Origin of the sequence: Paenibacillus sp. FSL R5-0378 (genome assembly GCF_038009285.1) — a bacterium.
Lineage (GTDB): Bacteria > Bacillota > Bacilli > Paenibacillales > Paenibacillaceae > Paenibacillus_AQ > Paenibacillus_AQ favisporus.
On the sequence record NZ_JBBPAY010000001.1, the window covers coordinates 4,186,154 to 4,201,614 of the forward strand.

Consider the following 15,461-nt stretch of genomic DNA (forward strand, 5'->3'; position numbering starts at 1 on the left):
GAGATTTTGTATACCCCGCTAAAAAGAGTGGATCAGAATTTTGAATTAGCAATTGAATTTATTAATCCCTACTTGTTGAATCGGATTTAGAATGATAAAGTGCTGTCATATATCCAAGTAAACGGGTAGGAAAATATCAATTTGGCTTGTCGCATCATTTGATTTCTAAAGGGAGGCAGAGCATATGGCGGAGACTTTGCTAAACATCACGGCGCTGAGTAAAAGCTTTGAAACAGCCAAAGGACGTGTTGAAGCACTGCACAAAGTGGATTTGAACATCCGGGAAGGAGAGTTCATTACGGTCATCGGTCCGAGCGGCTGCGGGAAAAGCACGCTGCTGCGCATCATCGCCGGGCTGGACGGACAGTATTCCGGCACCATTACACTTGGCGGCCAGAACATTACGGGACCGGGAATCGACAAAGGATTTATTTTTCAGGAGCATCGTCTATTTCCTTGGCTGACGGTGGAAAAAAATATTGCCGCGGATCTGTCACTGCGTGATCCCGAGGTTAGGCGCAAGGTCGATGAACTCATCGAACTGGTCAAACTTAGGGGCTTTGAAAAAGCCTATCCCAAAGAGCTGTCCGGAGGCATGGCCCAACGGGTGGCAATCGCAAGGGCGCTGCTGCGTAATCCCCGGGTGCTGCTGCTGGATGAACCGTTTGGCGCATTGGACGCGTTCACCAGGGCGCATATGCAGGATGTGCTGCTGGACATTTGGCGCAGAAATCAGACGACGATGATTTTTGTCACCCATGACATTGATGAAGCCGTATTTCTGGCCAACCGGGTCGTCATTCTCAAGCCGCGGCCGGGTCAAATCAAGAGCATCGTGCCGATCGATCTTCCCTATCCCCGGAAGAAAACGACTTCATCCTTTCAAGAGCTTCGGCTCCGCGTGCTTAAGCTGCTGGATTCCCTGGATGAATTAGAGCTTACGGATGGGGCAGGTATATAAAAATCTTGTACTCATGTCAGGAAGGCAGGTGATTGTATGAGTCACGAAATTTCAGCAGCAGGGCCATCCCTTAGAGCGGGCCTCGGAAGGTGGAAGCTTCTCGGGCTGGGACTGATTCTGCCGGGAGCCGTCCTTGTTTTGTGGCAGATCTTCGGACAGCTGGGGTATATATCCGATTTGTTGTTCCCGACGCCTCTCGTGATTCTGAAGGCCTTTGCCGGTCTCGCTCAATCCGGTGATTTATGGGATCATTTCCGGATCAGCGCCGTACGGGCACTTGCAGGATTTGCGCTCGGGGGGAGCTTGGGACTCTTGTTCGGAATACTGGTCGGTCTGTTTGCGAAAGTCGAAAAGATGTTTGATCCTACGCTTCAAATGATCCGCATGATTCCGAGCCTTGCTGTCGTGCCGCTGTTTATTCTTTGGTTCGGAATTGGCGAGGAATCCAAAATTCTGTTGATCGCCAAAGGGGCCTTCTTCCCACTCTATATCAATACTTATCTCGGTATCCGTAATGTGGATAACAAATGGTTCGAAGTGACCCGTGTGCTCGGGTACAGCCGCATCCAGCAGATCAGAAGGCTGGTGATCCCGGCAGCGCTTCCTAACATCCTCCTGGGAACCCGGTTATCGATCGGGTTATCGTGGCTGGGACTGGTGGTAGCCGAATTAATTGCTTCGACATCCGGGGTCGGTTATATGATGTCCGATGCCCGCCAGTTTGCCGATACGCCGGTCGTTTTCGTAGGCATTATCGTGTTTGCGGCCGCGGGTCTCATTACGGATTATATCGTTCGGCTGGGGGAGCGCAGGTTGTTAAGGTGGAAGGAAAGCTATTCCAGGTAAGGAGGTATTCAAATGAGCCTGCAAAGTGAAATGCCGATTCCCCAAACAACGGTTAAACAAGATCTTGGTATCCATTCACCTCCACACTCAAATCCCGCGGGTGGGGAGGATGCAGTTAAGGTTACAGCGGATATCGTACAAATGAACAGGCAGCCGAGGAGCTCCAAGAGATGGTGGGCCGATCTGTTATGGGCATCTATTATACCGGTTGTGGTGGTGGTGTTGTGGCAATGGGCAGGCGGCGCAGGCTGGATATCGCCCGAATTCATGCCGACGCCGTGGGTCATTCTGAAATCGTTGATTCATCTCATTGCCTCGGGTGATCTTGCCTACCAGATTGGAGTGAGTATACAGCGTACGCTCCTCGGATTTGCGATCGGAGGCCTGCTTGGACTGGTGTTCGGATGTTTTACCGGTATGTTCCGCAAGGCGGAGTATTTGCTCGATCCCAGCATCCAGGTGCTGCGGCTGGTTCCACATTTGGCCATCGCACCCTTGATCATATTGTGGTTTGGCTTTGGCGAAACCTCCAAGATTGCCATCATCATTTCCGGTTCTTTTTTTCCCATGTATATCAATACATACGCTGGGATTCGCCAAGTGGACGGTAAATGGTTCGAAGTGGGCAGGGTGCTCGAATTCAAGCCGTATCAACGGTTCACGCGGCTGATTGTTCCCGGGGCACTGCCGAGCATCCTGCTTGGCGTCAGATTGTCGCTGGCTGTATCGTGGATCAGCCTTGTCGTTGCGGAACTCGTAGGTTCTACGGCCGGGATCGGTTTTATGATCAATGAAGCCAAGCAAAACTCGGATACCCCGGTTATTTTTGTCGGCATTCTGATCTTCGCGGTTGTAGGCAAGCTGATCGATTCGCTGGTTCGCCTGCTGGAGCGCAGGTGGCTTCATTGGCGTGATTCCTATCGTGGTTAAATCCAATTTCGAAAAATAGGAGGCGTGGCAAATGGCAATTCAGGAACAGGCGCAGCATTTGAAAACGGACGTATTGGTGATCGGCGGGGGACCGGCGGGCACTTGGGCCGCCGTAACGGCAGCCGCCAAGGGAGCCAGAGTGGTGCTTGCCGATAAAGGGTATTGCGGATCCAGCGGGGCAACGGCGCCTTCAGGCACGGGAGTGTGGTATGTGAAGCCGGATGAACGGCTGAGGGAAGAAGCCAAAGCCAGCCGCTATGACATGGGCGGAAGACTGGCGGAACACCGCTGGATGAACCGGGTGCTTGACTGCACCTATGCCAATATGAACCAGTTGGCAGGCTGGGGGTACCCGTTCCCGCTGGATGACGAGGGCAATCAGCACCGGCGCAGTCTGCAGGGGCCTGAATATATGCGCCTCATGCGCAAGGTCGTCAGGAAGGCGGGCGTGACGATTCTGGACCACAGCCCGGCGCTGGAACTGCTGGCCGACGAGCATGGCGTGGGAGGTGCTGCAGGAGTCAATACGCAGACGGGTATCCCGTGGACGGTGGAGGCCGGAGCGGTTGTGATCGCCACAGGCGGCTGCGCCTTTCTCAGCAAGGCGCTCGGCTGCAACGTCCTCACAGGCGACGGGTATCTAATGGCCGCTGAGGCCGGGGCGAATCTGTCCGGCATGGAATTTTCCAACGCTTACGCGATTTGCCCGACATTCTCGTCCGTGACGAAGACGGCTTATTACAGCTATGCCAGCTTCTATTATGAAGACGGCACGATTGTTGAAGGAGCCGGTTCCAAGCGGGGGCGTTCCGTGATTGCTCGTAATCTTTTGGAAGGCCGGCAGGTCTTTGCCGTCCTGGATCAGGCGCCAGAGCACTTGAAGCCGCTGCTCCGGGTGGGCCAGACCAACTTCTTCTTGCCGTTCGACCGCCGCGGCATCGATCCGTTTACGGACCCGTTCCCGGTTACGCTTCGCCTGGAAGGGACGGTCCGTGGGACCGGCGGCATCCGGCTGGCGGATGAGCTCTGCGCAACCGATGTGCCCGGGCTCTATGCTGCAGGCGATGCCGCTACCCGGGAGCTGATTTGCGGCGGGTTTACCGGGGGAGGGAGCCACAATGCAGCTTGGGCTATGTCCTCCGGCTCCTTCGCCGGAGAAGGTGCGGCGGCCTACGTCAAGAAGCTGGGTGCCCATGATGGAAGCCGCAATTTAGAGCGAAAGTCTACCCAGCCCATCGTGGAGGAAGGCAAGGGCAGCGTTAAACCAAGCCGGGCAGCGGAATGGGTGCAGGCCGTTCAGGATGAGGTCAAACCTTATGACCGCAACCTGTTCCGGACCGGTGAGGTGATGACCCAGTCTTTGAACAGGCTGAACGGCTTATGGAACGAGCAGCGGGAGCAGGCTATCGAGCACACCGTGGATGGCGTCAAAGCAAGGGAAGCGGCCGCCATGACGGCAACGGCCCGTTGGATGTACACATCCGCCTTGGCCCGGACAGAATCCAGGGGCATGCATAAGCGCAGCGATTTTGCCGGGATGGACGACAATCAGCACTACCGCCTGATCACAGGCGGATTGGACCAATTGTGGGTTCGTCCGGAACAAGTCCGTAAGGAGGTCGTCGTCCATTGATTGAAGTTATCAGTGAAAGCAAATGCATTGCCTGCAATCAATGCGTGTCTGTATGTCCTACCAACGTATTCGATCGCGTTGCTGACGGGATTCCCGTGATCGCCCGGCAAAGCGATTGCCAGACCTGTTTTATGTGCGAGCTGTACTGCCCTGTCGACGCCTTGTATGTCGCCCCGGAATCCGAGTCGGTCATCGGTGTCACGGAAAGCGAGCTGTCAGAACAAGGCCTAATGGGAGGATACCGGGAGAAGGTTGGCTGGGGGAAAGGCCGCAAGCCTGTCGCCAGTCACGAATATATGTATCAGCTGTCGAAGCGGAGCGGATTTTAATTATCGACTGAAGTGGGGGAGCCAATCATGAAGACAACGCATCATAAAAACACCAAACACGGCCGCTTTTGGAAGTCAGCTGTCATTCTTGCAGGTCTGCTAGCCGTCATCGTGGTTCAGGGCTGCTCGCCGTCCAAGCGCACCGGGGATGCTGCCGAAGCTGCCGCGGATAAGCCGACGGTGCTCAATTATGGCTACATCGGGATCAATAAATTAAATGTGCCGTCAAGCGGAGCTGAAGGCTGGGGATTCCATAAAGGGATTATTCAGGAGGAGCTGAAGAAGCATGGGATTACGCAGGTCAACCTGACCGGCTTCCCTAACGGACCCGACCAAACGGAATCATTAGTCAGCGGCCGGCTGGACGCGGGCAGTCTTGGCGATACACCGGCGATCATCGCTTACGCCTCCGGTGCGAAAACACGTTTGATTTCCCAGCCAGCGACCTATTCCATCGGGTACTTGTTTGCCAAAAAAGGCGGAGCTAAGTCCATCAAAGATTTGGAAGGCAAAACGATTGCCATTCAAAAGGGATCTTTTATGCACCGCTATGTCGTTGGCTTGCTCAAGCAGGAGGGCGTAAAGGATTATAAGCTGGTTCACATGCTGATTCCCGATGCGCAGGCTGCTTTGGCAAGGGGGGATGTCGACGCGTTGACCAACAACGGCGTGCAGGCGATGAAGCAGATTGACGAAGGTTATCCGCTGCTTGACGATGCCACCAAACATCCCGATCTGATCGGTACGAGTGCTACCGTCGTGTCGGACGCTTTTCTAGCCAAATTCCCCGACTTTCCGAAAATATGGAACGAAGCGCGCAAAAAGGCGCTGGATGACTTAAAGCAGCACGAAGACGAATACTACCAATTTGTCGCGGATGCGCAGGGAACGACTCCGGAAGTTATCAAGAAGATCAGCCCGATCAGCGAGATCAAGGATACGCCGTTTACCGATGACGGCTTAAAGTTGATCGAAGGAACGAAAGATTTTCTGGTTCAAGAGAAGCTTGCGAAAAAAGATTTTAATCTAAACGACTGGGTGCTGAAATAACCACGTTCAGGACGACAGGGGGGATTGCAGCGGATGGCACCCAAAATGGATATTCAATTAACCACGGATGTACTGGTTCTTGGTGGCGGGCCAGCTGGCGCTTGGGCGGCATGGAGAGCCGCGTCCAAGGGAGCGAGGGTTGTGCTTGCGGATAAAGGTTTCTTGGGCAGCAGCGGTGCGACGGCACCTGGAGGAACAACCCTGCTGGTGATTCCTCCCGTTGCCGAGCTGCGGGAAGATGCCGTGCAGAGCAGGCTCAAGGCAGGCGGCTACCTGTCGGAGAATGCCTGGATTCACCGGGTTCTGGATGAGGTGGAGACCTATTTGGAAAAAGTCGGAGAATGGGGATATCCCTTTCCGAAAGATGATAACGGGAATCCGCTCCGCACGCATTTGCACGGCCCCGAATATATGAAGCTGATGCGCCGGGCGGTCCGGCAGGCCGGTGTGCGTATATTGGATCAGTCCCCTGCGCTGGAGCTGCTGCACGATGCGAATGGCGTCGGGGGAGCAAGAGGCGTGAACCGGCTGACGGGCCAAGAATGGGAAGTACGCTCCAATGCGGTCGTTCTGGCTACCGGCGGCTGCGCGTTTCTGAGCAATGGATTGGGCTGCAACGTACTTACCGGCGAGGGATTGCTTATGGCTGCCGAAACGGGAGCCGAGCTTTCCGGGATGGAATTCAGCCGCCAATATGCGCCGAGCGCCGCCTTTGGCAGTGTGACCCGGGGGAGAATGCTGGCTTGGTCTACGCTCTATGATCAAGAAGGACGCGTGATAGGCCGGGGAGACCGCGCCTTCGGCAGTCTGCAGCAGCATCTCCTGAAAGGACCGGTGTACGCTTCGATCAATTTGGCCGACACAGAGGAGAAGCGGCGGTTTCTTCGTCACGCGCATCCGATCTTCTTTATGCCGCTTGAGCGCGCGGGCATCGATCCGTTCCTGGATAAGTTTCCGCTCACGCTCCGGTACGAAGGGACGATGCGCGGGACGGGCGGGCTGCGGCTCACCGGGAACGACTGCCGTACGAGCGTTCCGGGTTTATATGCAGCAGGCGATGCCGCCTCGCGGGAGAAAGTAACGGGCGCCATTTCAGGCGGAGGGGCGTATAACGCTTCCTGGGCGATATGCAGCGGAAACTGGGCGGGCGAAGGTGCTGCGGAGTATGCATTGTCCCAATCCAAGGATGCTTGTAAGCGGGATCTGACGCCTGCAGGAAGATACGGTTTGGTGCAGCACTCCGACGCCGACCGGCCGATGGACGTTCCGCAAATCATCTCGGCCGTTCAGCGCGAGGTGTTCCCCTTGTCGATTAACTTTTTTCGCAGCGAACCGGTCATCAGGGCGTCTCTCGACCGTTTGCACGGGCTTGTTCCTTTTTTGCATGACAGCGTATCTGACGATCACCGTCATCGTGTCCGTGCCCGGGAAGCGGCAGGCATGGTGGCTACGGCGAGATGGATGTACTCGGCCGCCCTTGCGCGCAAAGAGAGCCGCGGGCTGCACGCCTTTGCGGAATACCCCCAGCTGGATCCCCGTCAGACTCACCGCCTCTTGGTGTCGGGAGTCGACCGAATCCACATCCGGGCGGAAAAAGTCCCTCATGCGTCCGAACTCACGCCGGAGGAGGGGATGGTCTTATGATCGAGCTGGTCAGCGGGGAGCGGTGCATCGGTTGTTCCATTTGCGTAAAGGTCTGTCCAACCAACGTGTTTGATATGCAGGATGGACAGCTTGTGATCGCCAGGCAGGAAGACTGCCAGACATGCTTTATGTGCGAAGCGTATTGTCCAGTTGATGCTTTGTATGTTGCGCCTTATGCGGACCGATCCGTGGAGGTCAGCGAAGAGGCGTTGCTGCACCAGGGAATGCTCGGCAGCTGGAGGGCAGAAATCGGATGGACCACGGGCAGTGAAACGACGATGGCCGCCAGGGATACTACGCCGTTTTTTGAACAATTTACGAAAACCCACCGGCCCAAGGAAAGCTAATGTAACGTACTGAAGTATATGGATGTGTAAAGCCACCCTGATTTCAAACAAGGGTGGCTTTTTTGGCGTGCTGTCGGCTGCCGGCGGATGGTTGAGTGAGTTACCAATTTGTATTAGAGTCCTCGGTTTTCACTCAAATGTTGAGGTTTTAAATATGTCTTGGGTGCAAGGTAACGCACAATCACAAATTTTTCCTAATTTTATATTGCGCTATAGAGTAAAATAAATTACTATACAAAGTAAGGAGGTGCTAAAAAATGGATGAGGAGTTACAGCTTAACGTTCCGCTGCTGCGCCGACGCGTACCCAATCTAACGACGGCGGCACGAGAGGCTGGTCTAAGAGCGGCAACGGTTTCCAATCTGTGTACAGGTAAAATCCCCGTCGGCCGCGCTGAAGTAAGGACGTTGGTGGCTCTTGCCTCTTTGGCGGGATGCAGTCTTGATGAACTCATTATTAGAGGGAGTGGTGTTCGTATGATCGAGACAGGTGTAAAAGCGTTGGATTTGCTCGCCCCGGTAGTTCGCGGGGGAACGGTTGGATTTGTGGCACGGCCGAACATGGGGCAGCTCGTTATGCTCGCAGAGTTGATGCTCCGCATGAAGAAACGGGGATTCGCAACCGTGTTTTGGGACCCGCAATCGGACATTTCGGGCGTCGAGCTGGTTCAGGAGCAATCCGAATTTTCCCATTCGGCCAAAGAGGACGTTTATCAACAAATCGTGCAGCTGCGCGGGGAAAAAGATATCCTCCTCGGCGTCGATCGGAGCAAAGTTTTATCCGGCGAGTTATTATCCTTGCGAGATCGTCTTAAAGAGGTGGGAGCCCGGCCCATCACGATCGCCCTTGTAGATATTAAGTGTGAAGCGGCTGACGACGATAATGCGTATGGACCTTTGGACACCCTGTGGAGATTTGACACCGATCTGATCAGCAGAGGCATCTATCCGGCAATCGATCCGATCGGGTCGACCTCGACCGTTCTGGAGGGAGCGCATCTGGATGCCGTTCATCTGACCACCCAGCAAGCGGCACGGAAACTGCTCCGCCGTTACAGAGAGCTGAGATCGCTGGTGACCGTACTGGGCGCGGAGAAAATTTCCGATAGTGATTTGCAGCTGTACCAACGTGGTGAAAGGCTCGAAGCTTATCTTGCACAGCCTTTCTACGTATCCGAGCCCTATACTAAGAAACCGGGTGAATGGTTGACGCTTTATGATACACTGGCTGATGTAAAACGAATCTTGGACGGCGAAATGGATGCTGCCGAGCCATCCGAATTGTTTTTTAAAGGGCGGCTGGAATTCACCAGCTGAAGCGCGATGATTGAGATCTGGTAAACGGTTGCATGGGGCCGGTCCGGCTGACCGGCTCTTACGAACCGTATCGAATGGTTATCGAAAGGGGTGAACGGCTTGATTCGCGGCGTCATACTCGAAGGCTTATCCACAACTGGGAAAACATCCGTATTATCTGCATTAAAAAGAGTACATAGTTTAAGTTCGCATGCCGAGCGAACGATGATCGCGCTAAGTGAACATTATTCGCAAATCCTGCATTCCGATCACGGCGTGTTGAGGTCCTTGGATCAAAATGAACATATCCAGCTGTTGAATCAGCATATCGCTTATCTTGAACAGCTGCACGGTTGGATTGATTCTCTGGGTCAAACGAAACCGTCTAACGGAATTTTTTTCATCTTGGAGAGATTTCATCTTAATCATCGTGCGGCATTCGCAGATCATACTAAAATCGAAGCTTTGGAACAGCGATTGCTGCGTCTCAATGCAAAATGCGTTCTTTTGACCTTGTCTCCGGAAGCTGTTCCGACCCGATTTGTTGAAAGCCGAGGTGATGCCTGGCGGTCCTATGTCATGGCGAATCATCCGTCTGCAGACGAAGCTTGCCATAAGTTCGTTGAGGATCAGGAAAGGCTGCGCACATGTATGAAACAATCGCTCATTCCTGCAATGGAAATCAACACCGACGAAGCAGCGTGGGATGATTATGCGAATCAAATTTTGAAGGCGTTAGACGAATAAGCACAATAATACATACCAGGTGAAACAAGCTACAGGCTGCCGAACAACGGCGGCCTGTTTGGGTTATAAAGGGAGTCATTCCTGAACAAAAGGAGATGTGGTGCTTCGAAGCGAAGTAATATTATGGAAACGGTATAAAATCGTGGCAAAGTAGAGGGTTTTCCAAAGGAGAGAATCGACAATGAAGAAAAAAATAATGGTTATATTCGGCACTCGGCCTGAAGCGACGAAAATGTGCCCGGTGATTCAACAATTACGCCATCATCATGAATGGTTTGAGACGAAGGTGGTTGTTACCGGCCAGCACCGAGAACAATTATCTCAAGCTCTTTCACATTTTCATATTCAACCCGATGTCGACTTGGCTTTGATGAAAGAAAATCAATCACTGGCCTATTTGACTTCAGCTGCAATCATAGGCCTCGACGACATTATTAATGAGGACAAACCTGATATGATACTGGTTCACGGCGATACGCAAACCGCCATGTGTGGCAGTTTGGCAGCGTTCTTTCATAAAATACCGGTTGGGCATGTCGAAGCAGGCTTACGTTCTCATCAAAAATATTCGCCTTGGCCCGAAGAAGTAAATCGCAGAATTGTCGATGTTATTACAGATTTACTATTTGCGCCGACTTCTGTTAGCAAGAACAATTTGAATAGAGAGGGTTATGAATCCGAACATATTTTTATTACCGGTCAAACTGCCGTCGATGCAGCAATTCTAACCAACAAAGCTGATTATAAATTTCATAATGAACAATTAAACGATCTTGTCCAACTTCAAGGAAAATTGATTACAGTAACGGCTCACCGCCGGGAAAATTATGGAGAACCTATGCAGCAAATGTTCAAGGCGATCCGACGTGTGGCTGATGAACATCCAGATGTTCATATCGTTTATCCGGTTCATTTGAGTCCATATGTCCAAGATACCGCATTTACGATGCTGTCCGGTCATGATCGGATCCATTTGCTTGATCCCATTGAATACCCTGATATGATCAATCTGATATCCCGTTCTCATCTTGTATTAAGTGATTCAGGCGGACTTCAAGAAGAAACACCCGTTTTTAATAAGCCGTTGATCCTGATGCGAGATACTACAGAACGGCCAGAGGCTGTTGCGGCGAATGCCGTTTACCTGTCCGGAACCCAAGAGGATTCTATTTTTAACATAGCTAATAAACTATTAACGGACCCGGATCTCTATCAACAGATGGCAAATGCGAGAAACCCATTTGGTGACGGGCTCGCCTCCAAAAGAATCGTACATATTATTGCCCATCATTTCGGATTAACTGACGACCTTCCAAATGAATTCGAGGAGTAAGCCTCATGACCCAACAATACTATATCGCTTCAAGCCGAGAGCTTCCTACCGGCTCCTTCGGTATGAACAAAACCGTAATGACCATTCGGGATTACATTGAAAAAGTGAACCCATCTGCGAAAGATCAGATTGTTATGCAAGCGCTACTGGAAAAGGACCCGGAGGGGGATCAGCTGATGGATATCTTTGAAACGGAATTAGATGCAGCTGGCTTGTATGTAGCGGGTCCTATGAAATCAGTAGACGCTTCATGCCCGTTCCAGCACCCATACATTTATCAGGTAGACCCTGATGGAGGATCTTTCGAGATGAATGACGAGAAGAAGCTGTCTTCGCCTGAATATTACCAATGCAGCAAAAAATGCATAACGGAGCTGTTCCGGTATATCGATCGTCATTTAAAGACTGGTGAAGAATTGGAACTGTACTCTTGCACGGATTACGGATTTGATCGATCCTGGGATTTGCCTAACCAGGATGATCTTCTGATTGATTTGTCCACTTTTCAATTGGGGGACAATTATGAGTGGAAGGAGCGCCAACTGATACGCGTAAGAAAGTAAAGTGTTTGACGAAAAGAACATGCCAATCTGTCCTCCATCCACTGGGATATCGTGCTGAATCAGTGCGGGGAGTGGGGCGGCGGCCGGCTTTGGTTTGATGACGTCTTGGTCCGGGAGAACGGCCGATTTGTATTGGATGAGCTCCAGGGTTTAAATCGTGAATAAGGCGGGATAAAGACATGGATAAAACAAATCTGGCGAAGTCGTATGATATCGATTCACACCGAAGAGCAAACGCGCATCCGGCGGATTGGAAGGTGATCGAGAGAGACAGGTTTCTTACCCGCCTGCAGGATTCAGGTCAAAGGAAACTTCTGGAAATCGGTGCCGGAACAGGGATAGACAGCCTATACTTTAAAGATCATGATCTAAAGGTAACCAGCATTGATTTATCCAGTGAAATGGTGCGTTACTGCAGAGAAAGAGGGCTGCAGGCGTATGTGATGGATTTCTATCATCTAACATTTGAGGACGATTCGTTTGATGCTGTCTACGCCTTAAACTGTCTGCTGCATGTGCCTAAAAATGAAATAGGCGGCGTGCTGTCGGAAATCAAACGAGTGATGAAGCCTGATGGATTATTTTATATGGGATTATATGGAGGTACAGATTCCGAGGGGGTTTGGGAAAACGACTGGTGTGAGCCAAAACGATTTTTCGCCTCGTATTCAGATCGTTCCATACGAGCGCTAACGGGGCAATATTTTAAGGAAATCAGCTTTCAAACCGTTCCTTTAAAAGAGGGTGAGCCCTATTTTCAGGGACTCCTGTTACAGAAATAATAATGATATCCATAGCGGGCAGTACCTCGGTTCGCAAACATGAAGACACGGAGGTTTCAAATGGTCACAGCGGATATTTTGTCCAAAGCGGCCGCATCGTTTGACTTTGATGTGAATACGCTGGAGTTTGTTAGCCATTCAACGAATGAGGTTTACCGGTTTTCGAAAAACAATGAATTTTATTTCCTGCGGATATCGGTTAAGCCTCTCGCTTACGCAGAAAAGATACACGCCGAATTGGAATGGATTCACGATTTGGTACACCATGGCGTAAACGCCTCTCTGCCGATTTTAACGAAGGATCAACAGTTGACCGCCTTGTATGAAGAAGACGGGCAATGTTTTATTGCCGCTGTTTTTCGCATGGCACCGGGAAAATTCTTCGATAAAGGCAACCGTCACTTATGGGGGACAGACATCTATCATGCATGGGGAGAAACCATGGGGAAGATGCACAAGCAATCGAAGTCCTATATACCTGTGGTGAAGGGCAGGCATAGAGATCATTGGAGCAAGAGCGAGTTCAGCAATCCGAATTTGCAGCATGGGAAGTACAGGGTGCTTCTCGATAAATTACAAAGCCTTGAAGATCAAATCGATTCGCTCCCACGGGAGGGCAATGCTTATGGGCTGATCCACAATGATTTTCATCCCTACAATTTCATGATCGACGGAGATACGATTACCGTATTTGATTTTGACGACTGCATTTATGGCTGGTATGCACTGGACATTGCCATTGCGGCAGCACATGCGGTTTGGTGGGGGTCCCCAGGAGAAGACAGGATGTCAAAAAATGAATTTGCCCGGAGATTTTTGGATGATTTTCTTGCAGGGTACTTCAAGCATCATCCATTGGACTCTCATTGGATTCAGCGGATTCCCATGTTTATGGATTACCGAAATATATGTTCCTTCTTCTGGTGGCTGCAGGATTGGGATGGTGATGAAAGTAAACTGAATGATTTTCAGAAAAATGCAATAACCGAGGCGGTGAAAATCATCGCGGATGGCCGCTCCTTTGACGGCTGTGAGATTGAAATGTAGCTTTACCAATTTCAAAGCGTCAGTGCCGGGATCCTAAATGACCCTCACTGCATGGAAAGGGGAATACGCATGAATCGGAAGAATAGCATCTTTGCTGTTGCGTGTACCGGGATCGCTCTATTGTTGTTCTTTATTGTGATCATGTACAACCATCCCCAAACCAGAGGCCGAGTATCTCTTGAAAAGCAATTGAACACGATCATTGCAAACCACGCTGTTGATCAAATCAAGTCCCTTTCGCAAAATGAACAGACTTATCAGTTTATGGCACGCCTAAGCCCGACGATTCAATGCAAGAGAACATCCGACATCCAAGGGATGAATCGTGATTCGCAATATTATTATGTGACAACCCTAGACGACAGAAAAGTTGACGTGTACGTCCGTAAAGGCGACTGGAAGGTCACGGGTATTCATTTGCAGTAAACCTTTGGATTCAGAATCAGCGATAGATCGGCCACCTTCAAGTACAAGATTGAACGATAAGCAAAAGCCGGAGATTCCCGTTGAAGGAATTCCGGCTTTGTTTTGCTTCTTTGATTTATGCTTAGGCCGTGAGCTCCTTCAAAATCTGTTTCGGCAGAATCCCCGATTCCTGGTAAACGAGCTTGCCATCTTTGAATATAAGGGTGGTTGGTATGCTCATAATCTGAAATTGGGAAGAGGTCACCGGGTTCTCGTCTACATTCACTTTAATCACGTTAACCGAACCGCTTGTTTCCCTTTCAAAATCCTCCAGAATGGGAGCAAATATTTTACAAGGACCGCACCATGATGCCCAAAAATTCACCACTGTTACGCCTGCTGTCTGCATCATATTTTTAAACGTCGCGTCTGTTGCATGCTGGATCGCCATCGTTATCTTCCTTTCAATTCTTAATTTCCCTACTCAAATCTCTCTGGTATACATGTTCTGATCCTGCAGTCGAATCAGAACCTTGCCAAAACGTCCGCCCTGTTGGAAGGATACTTGTCCAGACGGATATGCCTGGTCCAGATAGTCTGCAACGATTGTTTGGTTGCGCTCATCGACAGGAAGACCATGTCTGCGAAGCCAGCTCATCATCTCCTGCAGCGCTTCTTCCTTCGACATTTCCACCGTTTTCGTTTCCCGGGTGACCAGGGACTCATAGGCATAGCCTTTGAGATACAGCAGATGGAGCAAATATCCCATTTCCGCTGGTTTGGACTTGTAAGGTTTGCCCGTGACGAGCGGCCAAATTTCGTTGACCAGACTATGTTCTGCGGAAGAAACAGGCAGACTGATATAACAGAATTTTCGGGCACATTGGAGCACTTTCTCTACGCTCTCCCAGTCGCGAATGACCGGGCACATCGAAACGAAGACGAGATCGAAAGCCTGGCTCAAGCCATTGGCTTGAACGTCGATTTCCTCAAACGGTACGGGGATAATCTTCATTTGGCCTTCATCAAACTTGGCTATGTTTTCCTTCAGCAATTCAACTTGTGGAGGAGAGGACTCGACGGCCGTTACACGGGCTCCCCGCTCTGCAAACGGCACCGAAAATACGCCCGAAGCGGCGCCGATGTCCAGCACAGAGGCATTCTTAAATGATACCCCTTGTCCCTCAATCCAGTTCAGGATCCGATTCGTTCGTTTTCTTCCCTCCGGGCTAAATGACTGCTCATGGAAAGCCTTGGCTTTATGATCAAAGTCTCGAGAAGGGTCGATGCCGGCCTGTTTGGACCTGTTTATATAGGTGTCGGGATCTTCTTTCCACGCTTTTTCCCAGCTGGCTTCATTAAAAAAATCGCTCATAACCTTTTAAACCTCCATAGATCTGTTATATCCATAATTGAAACAAAAAAATAAGTTTGTCTGTATGTTTAAAACATTAAGGCTCTTGCTTGACCGAAACCATCGTAAACCTCACACCAAAGTACCTATAGCGAAGAGGAATGTTTCAAGTGAGATCCTCCTTTCTGTTTGACA

General features: G+C 50.9%; 17 protein-coding genes and 1 pseudogene. 16 read left to right on the forward strand and 2 right to left on the reverse strand.

Features of this window, described 5'->3' with window-relative positions:
• The first annotated feature begins 184 nt into the window (after positions 1-184).
• From MKY74_RS19435 to MKY74_RS19510, 16 genes and pseudogenes are all read left to right on the forward strand, one after another.
• Positions 185-961 (forward strand): ABC transporter ATP-binding protein, encoded by a 777-nt coding sequence (locus tag MKY74_RS19435; RefSeq protein ID WP_076166172.1) that lies wholly within the window; start codon positions 185-187, stop codon positions 959-961.
• A gap of 36 nt (positions 962-997) precedes the next feature.
• On the forward strand, positions 998-1,807 hold the full coding sequence (locus tag MKY74_RS19440) for an ABC transporter permease (protein ID WP_076166169.1): 810 nt from the start codon (positions 998-1,000) through the stop codon (positions 1,805-1,807).
• A gap of 12 nt (positions 1,808-1,819) precedes the next feature.
• On the forward strand, positions 1,820-2,737 hold the full coding sequence (locus MKY74_RS19445; protein ID WP_144025338.1) for an ABC transporter permease: 918 nt from the start codon (positions 1,820-1,822) through the stop codon (positions 2,735-2,737).
• Positions 2,738-2,768: 31 nt separating this feature from the next.
• The gene (locus MKY74_RS19450; protein ID WP_076166165.1) at positions 2,769-4,370 is read left to right on the forward strand and encodes an FAD-dependent oxidoreductase; all 1,602 of its coding nucleotides are present in this window, start codon (positions 2,769-2,771) and stop codon (positions 4,368-4,370) included.
• Positions 4,367-4,699 carry a 4Fe-4S dicluster domain-containing protein gene (locus MKY74_RS19455; protein WP_076166160.1) on the forward strand — a complete coding sequence of 111 codons (333 nt, stop codon included), beginning with the start codon at positions 4,367-4,369 and terminating at the stop codon, positions 4,697-4,699. Before MKY74_RS19450 ends, MKY74_RS19455 begins: the two co-directional genes overlap by 4 nt.
• 27 nt (positions 4,700-4,726) lie before the next feature.
• Positions 4,727-5,749, forward strand: coding sequence for an ABC transporter substrate-binding protein (locus MKY74_RS19460; RefSeq protein WP_076166156.1), 1,023 nt, complete (start codon positions 4,727-4,729; stop codon positions 5,747-5,749).
• A 33-nt stretch (positions 5,750-5,782) separates the two neighbouring features.
• The gene (locus MKY74_RS19465; RefSeq protein WP_076166154.1) at positions 5,783-7,393 is read left to right on the forward strand and encodes an FAD-binding protein; all 1,611 of its coding nucleotides are present in this window, start codon (positions 5,783-5,785) and stop codon (positions 7,391-7,393) included.
• The gene (locus tag MKY74_RS19470) at positions 7,390-7,740 is read left to right on the forward strand and encodes a 4Fe-4S binding protein (RefSeq protein ID WP_076166149.1); all 351 of its coding nucleotides are present in this window, start codon (positions 7,390-7,392) and stop codon (positions 7,738-7,740) included. Before MKY74_RS19465 ends, MKY74_RS19470 begins: the two co-directional genes overlap by 4 nt.
• 257 nt (positions 7,741-7,997) lie before the next feature.
• A complete protein-coding gene (locus tag MKY74_RS19475; RefSeq protein WP_076166145.1) occupies positions 7,998-9,056 on the forward strand; it encodes an ATP synthase beta subunit C-terminal domain-containing protein in 1,059 nt (352 codons plus the stop codon).
• 99 nt (positions 9,057-9,155) lie between these two features.
• Positions 9,156-9,782 carry a hypothetical protein gene (locus MKY74_RS19480; protein WP_144025337.1) on the forward strand — a complete coding sequence of 209 codons (627 nt, stop codon included), beginning with the start codon at positions 9,156-9,158 and terminating at the stop codon, positions 9,780-9,782.
• 181 nt (positions 9,783-9,963) lie between these two features.
• Positions 9,964-11,115 (forward strand): non-hydrolyzing UDP-N-acetylglucosamine 2-epimerase, encoded by a 1,152-nt coding sequence (wecB, locus tag MKY74_RS19485; protein ID WP_076166138.1) that lies wholly within the window; start codon positions 9,964-9,966, stop codon positions 11,113-11,115.
• A 5-nt stretch (positions 11,116-11,120) separates the two neighbouring features.
• Positions 11,121-11,678: a hypothetical protein gene (locus tag MKY74_RS19490; RefSeq protein ID WP_076166134.1), complete on the forward strand. Its 558-nt coding sequence runs from the start codon at positions 11,121-11,123 to the stop codon at positions 11,676-11,678.
• Positions 11,679-11,693: 15 nt separating this feature from the next.
• Positions 11,694-11,843, forward strand: a pseudogene (locus MKY74_RS19495) (aminopeptidase); the annotation flags it as partial.
• Positions 11,844-11,857: 14 nt separating this feature from the next.
• Complete coding sequence (locus tag MKY74_RS19500) at positions 11,858-12,460, forward strand: class I SAM-dependent methyltransferase (RefSeq protein ID WP_076166131.1); 603 nt, start codon at positions 11,858-11,860, stop codon at positions 12,458-12,460.
• Between the two features lie 78 nt (positions 12,461-12,538).
• On the forward strand, positions 12,539-13,507 hold the full coding sequence (locus tag MKY74_RS19505) for a phosphotransferase enzyme family protein (RefSeq protein ID WP_167372826.1): 969 nt from the start codon (positions 12,539-12,541) through the stop codon (positions 13,505-13,507).
• A gap of 69 nt (positions 13,508-13,576) precedes the next feature.
• Positions 13,577-13,933, forward strand: a complete 357-nt coding sequence (locus MKY74_RS19510) for a hypothetical protein (RefSeq protein ID WP_076166125.1) — start codon at positions 13,577-13,579, stop codon at positions 13,931-13,933.
• Between the two features lie 121 nt (positions 13,934-14,054).
• Here MKY74_RS19510 and trxA read toward each other — a convergent pair whose 3' ends face one another.
• Together trxA and MKY74_RS19520 are read right to left on the reverse strand one after the other, a co-directional pair.
• Positions 14,055-14,363 carry a thioredoxin gene (gene trxA / locus MKY74_RS19515; RefSeq protein ID WP_076166122.1) on the reverse strand — a complete coding sequence of 103 codons (309 nt, stop codon included), beginning with the start codon at positions 14,361-14,363 and terminating at the stop codon, positions 14,055-14,057.
• Positions 14,364-14,396: 33 nt separating this feature from the next.
• On the reverse strand, positions 14,397-15,287 hold the full coding sequence (locus MKY74_RS19520; RefSeq protein WP_076166118.1) for a class I SAM-dependent methyltransferase: 891 nt from the start codon (positions 15,285-15,287) through the stop codon (positions 14,397-14,399).
• Between the last annotated feature and the right edge of the window lie 174 nt (positions 15,288-15,461).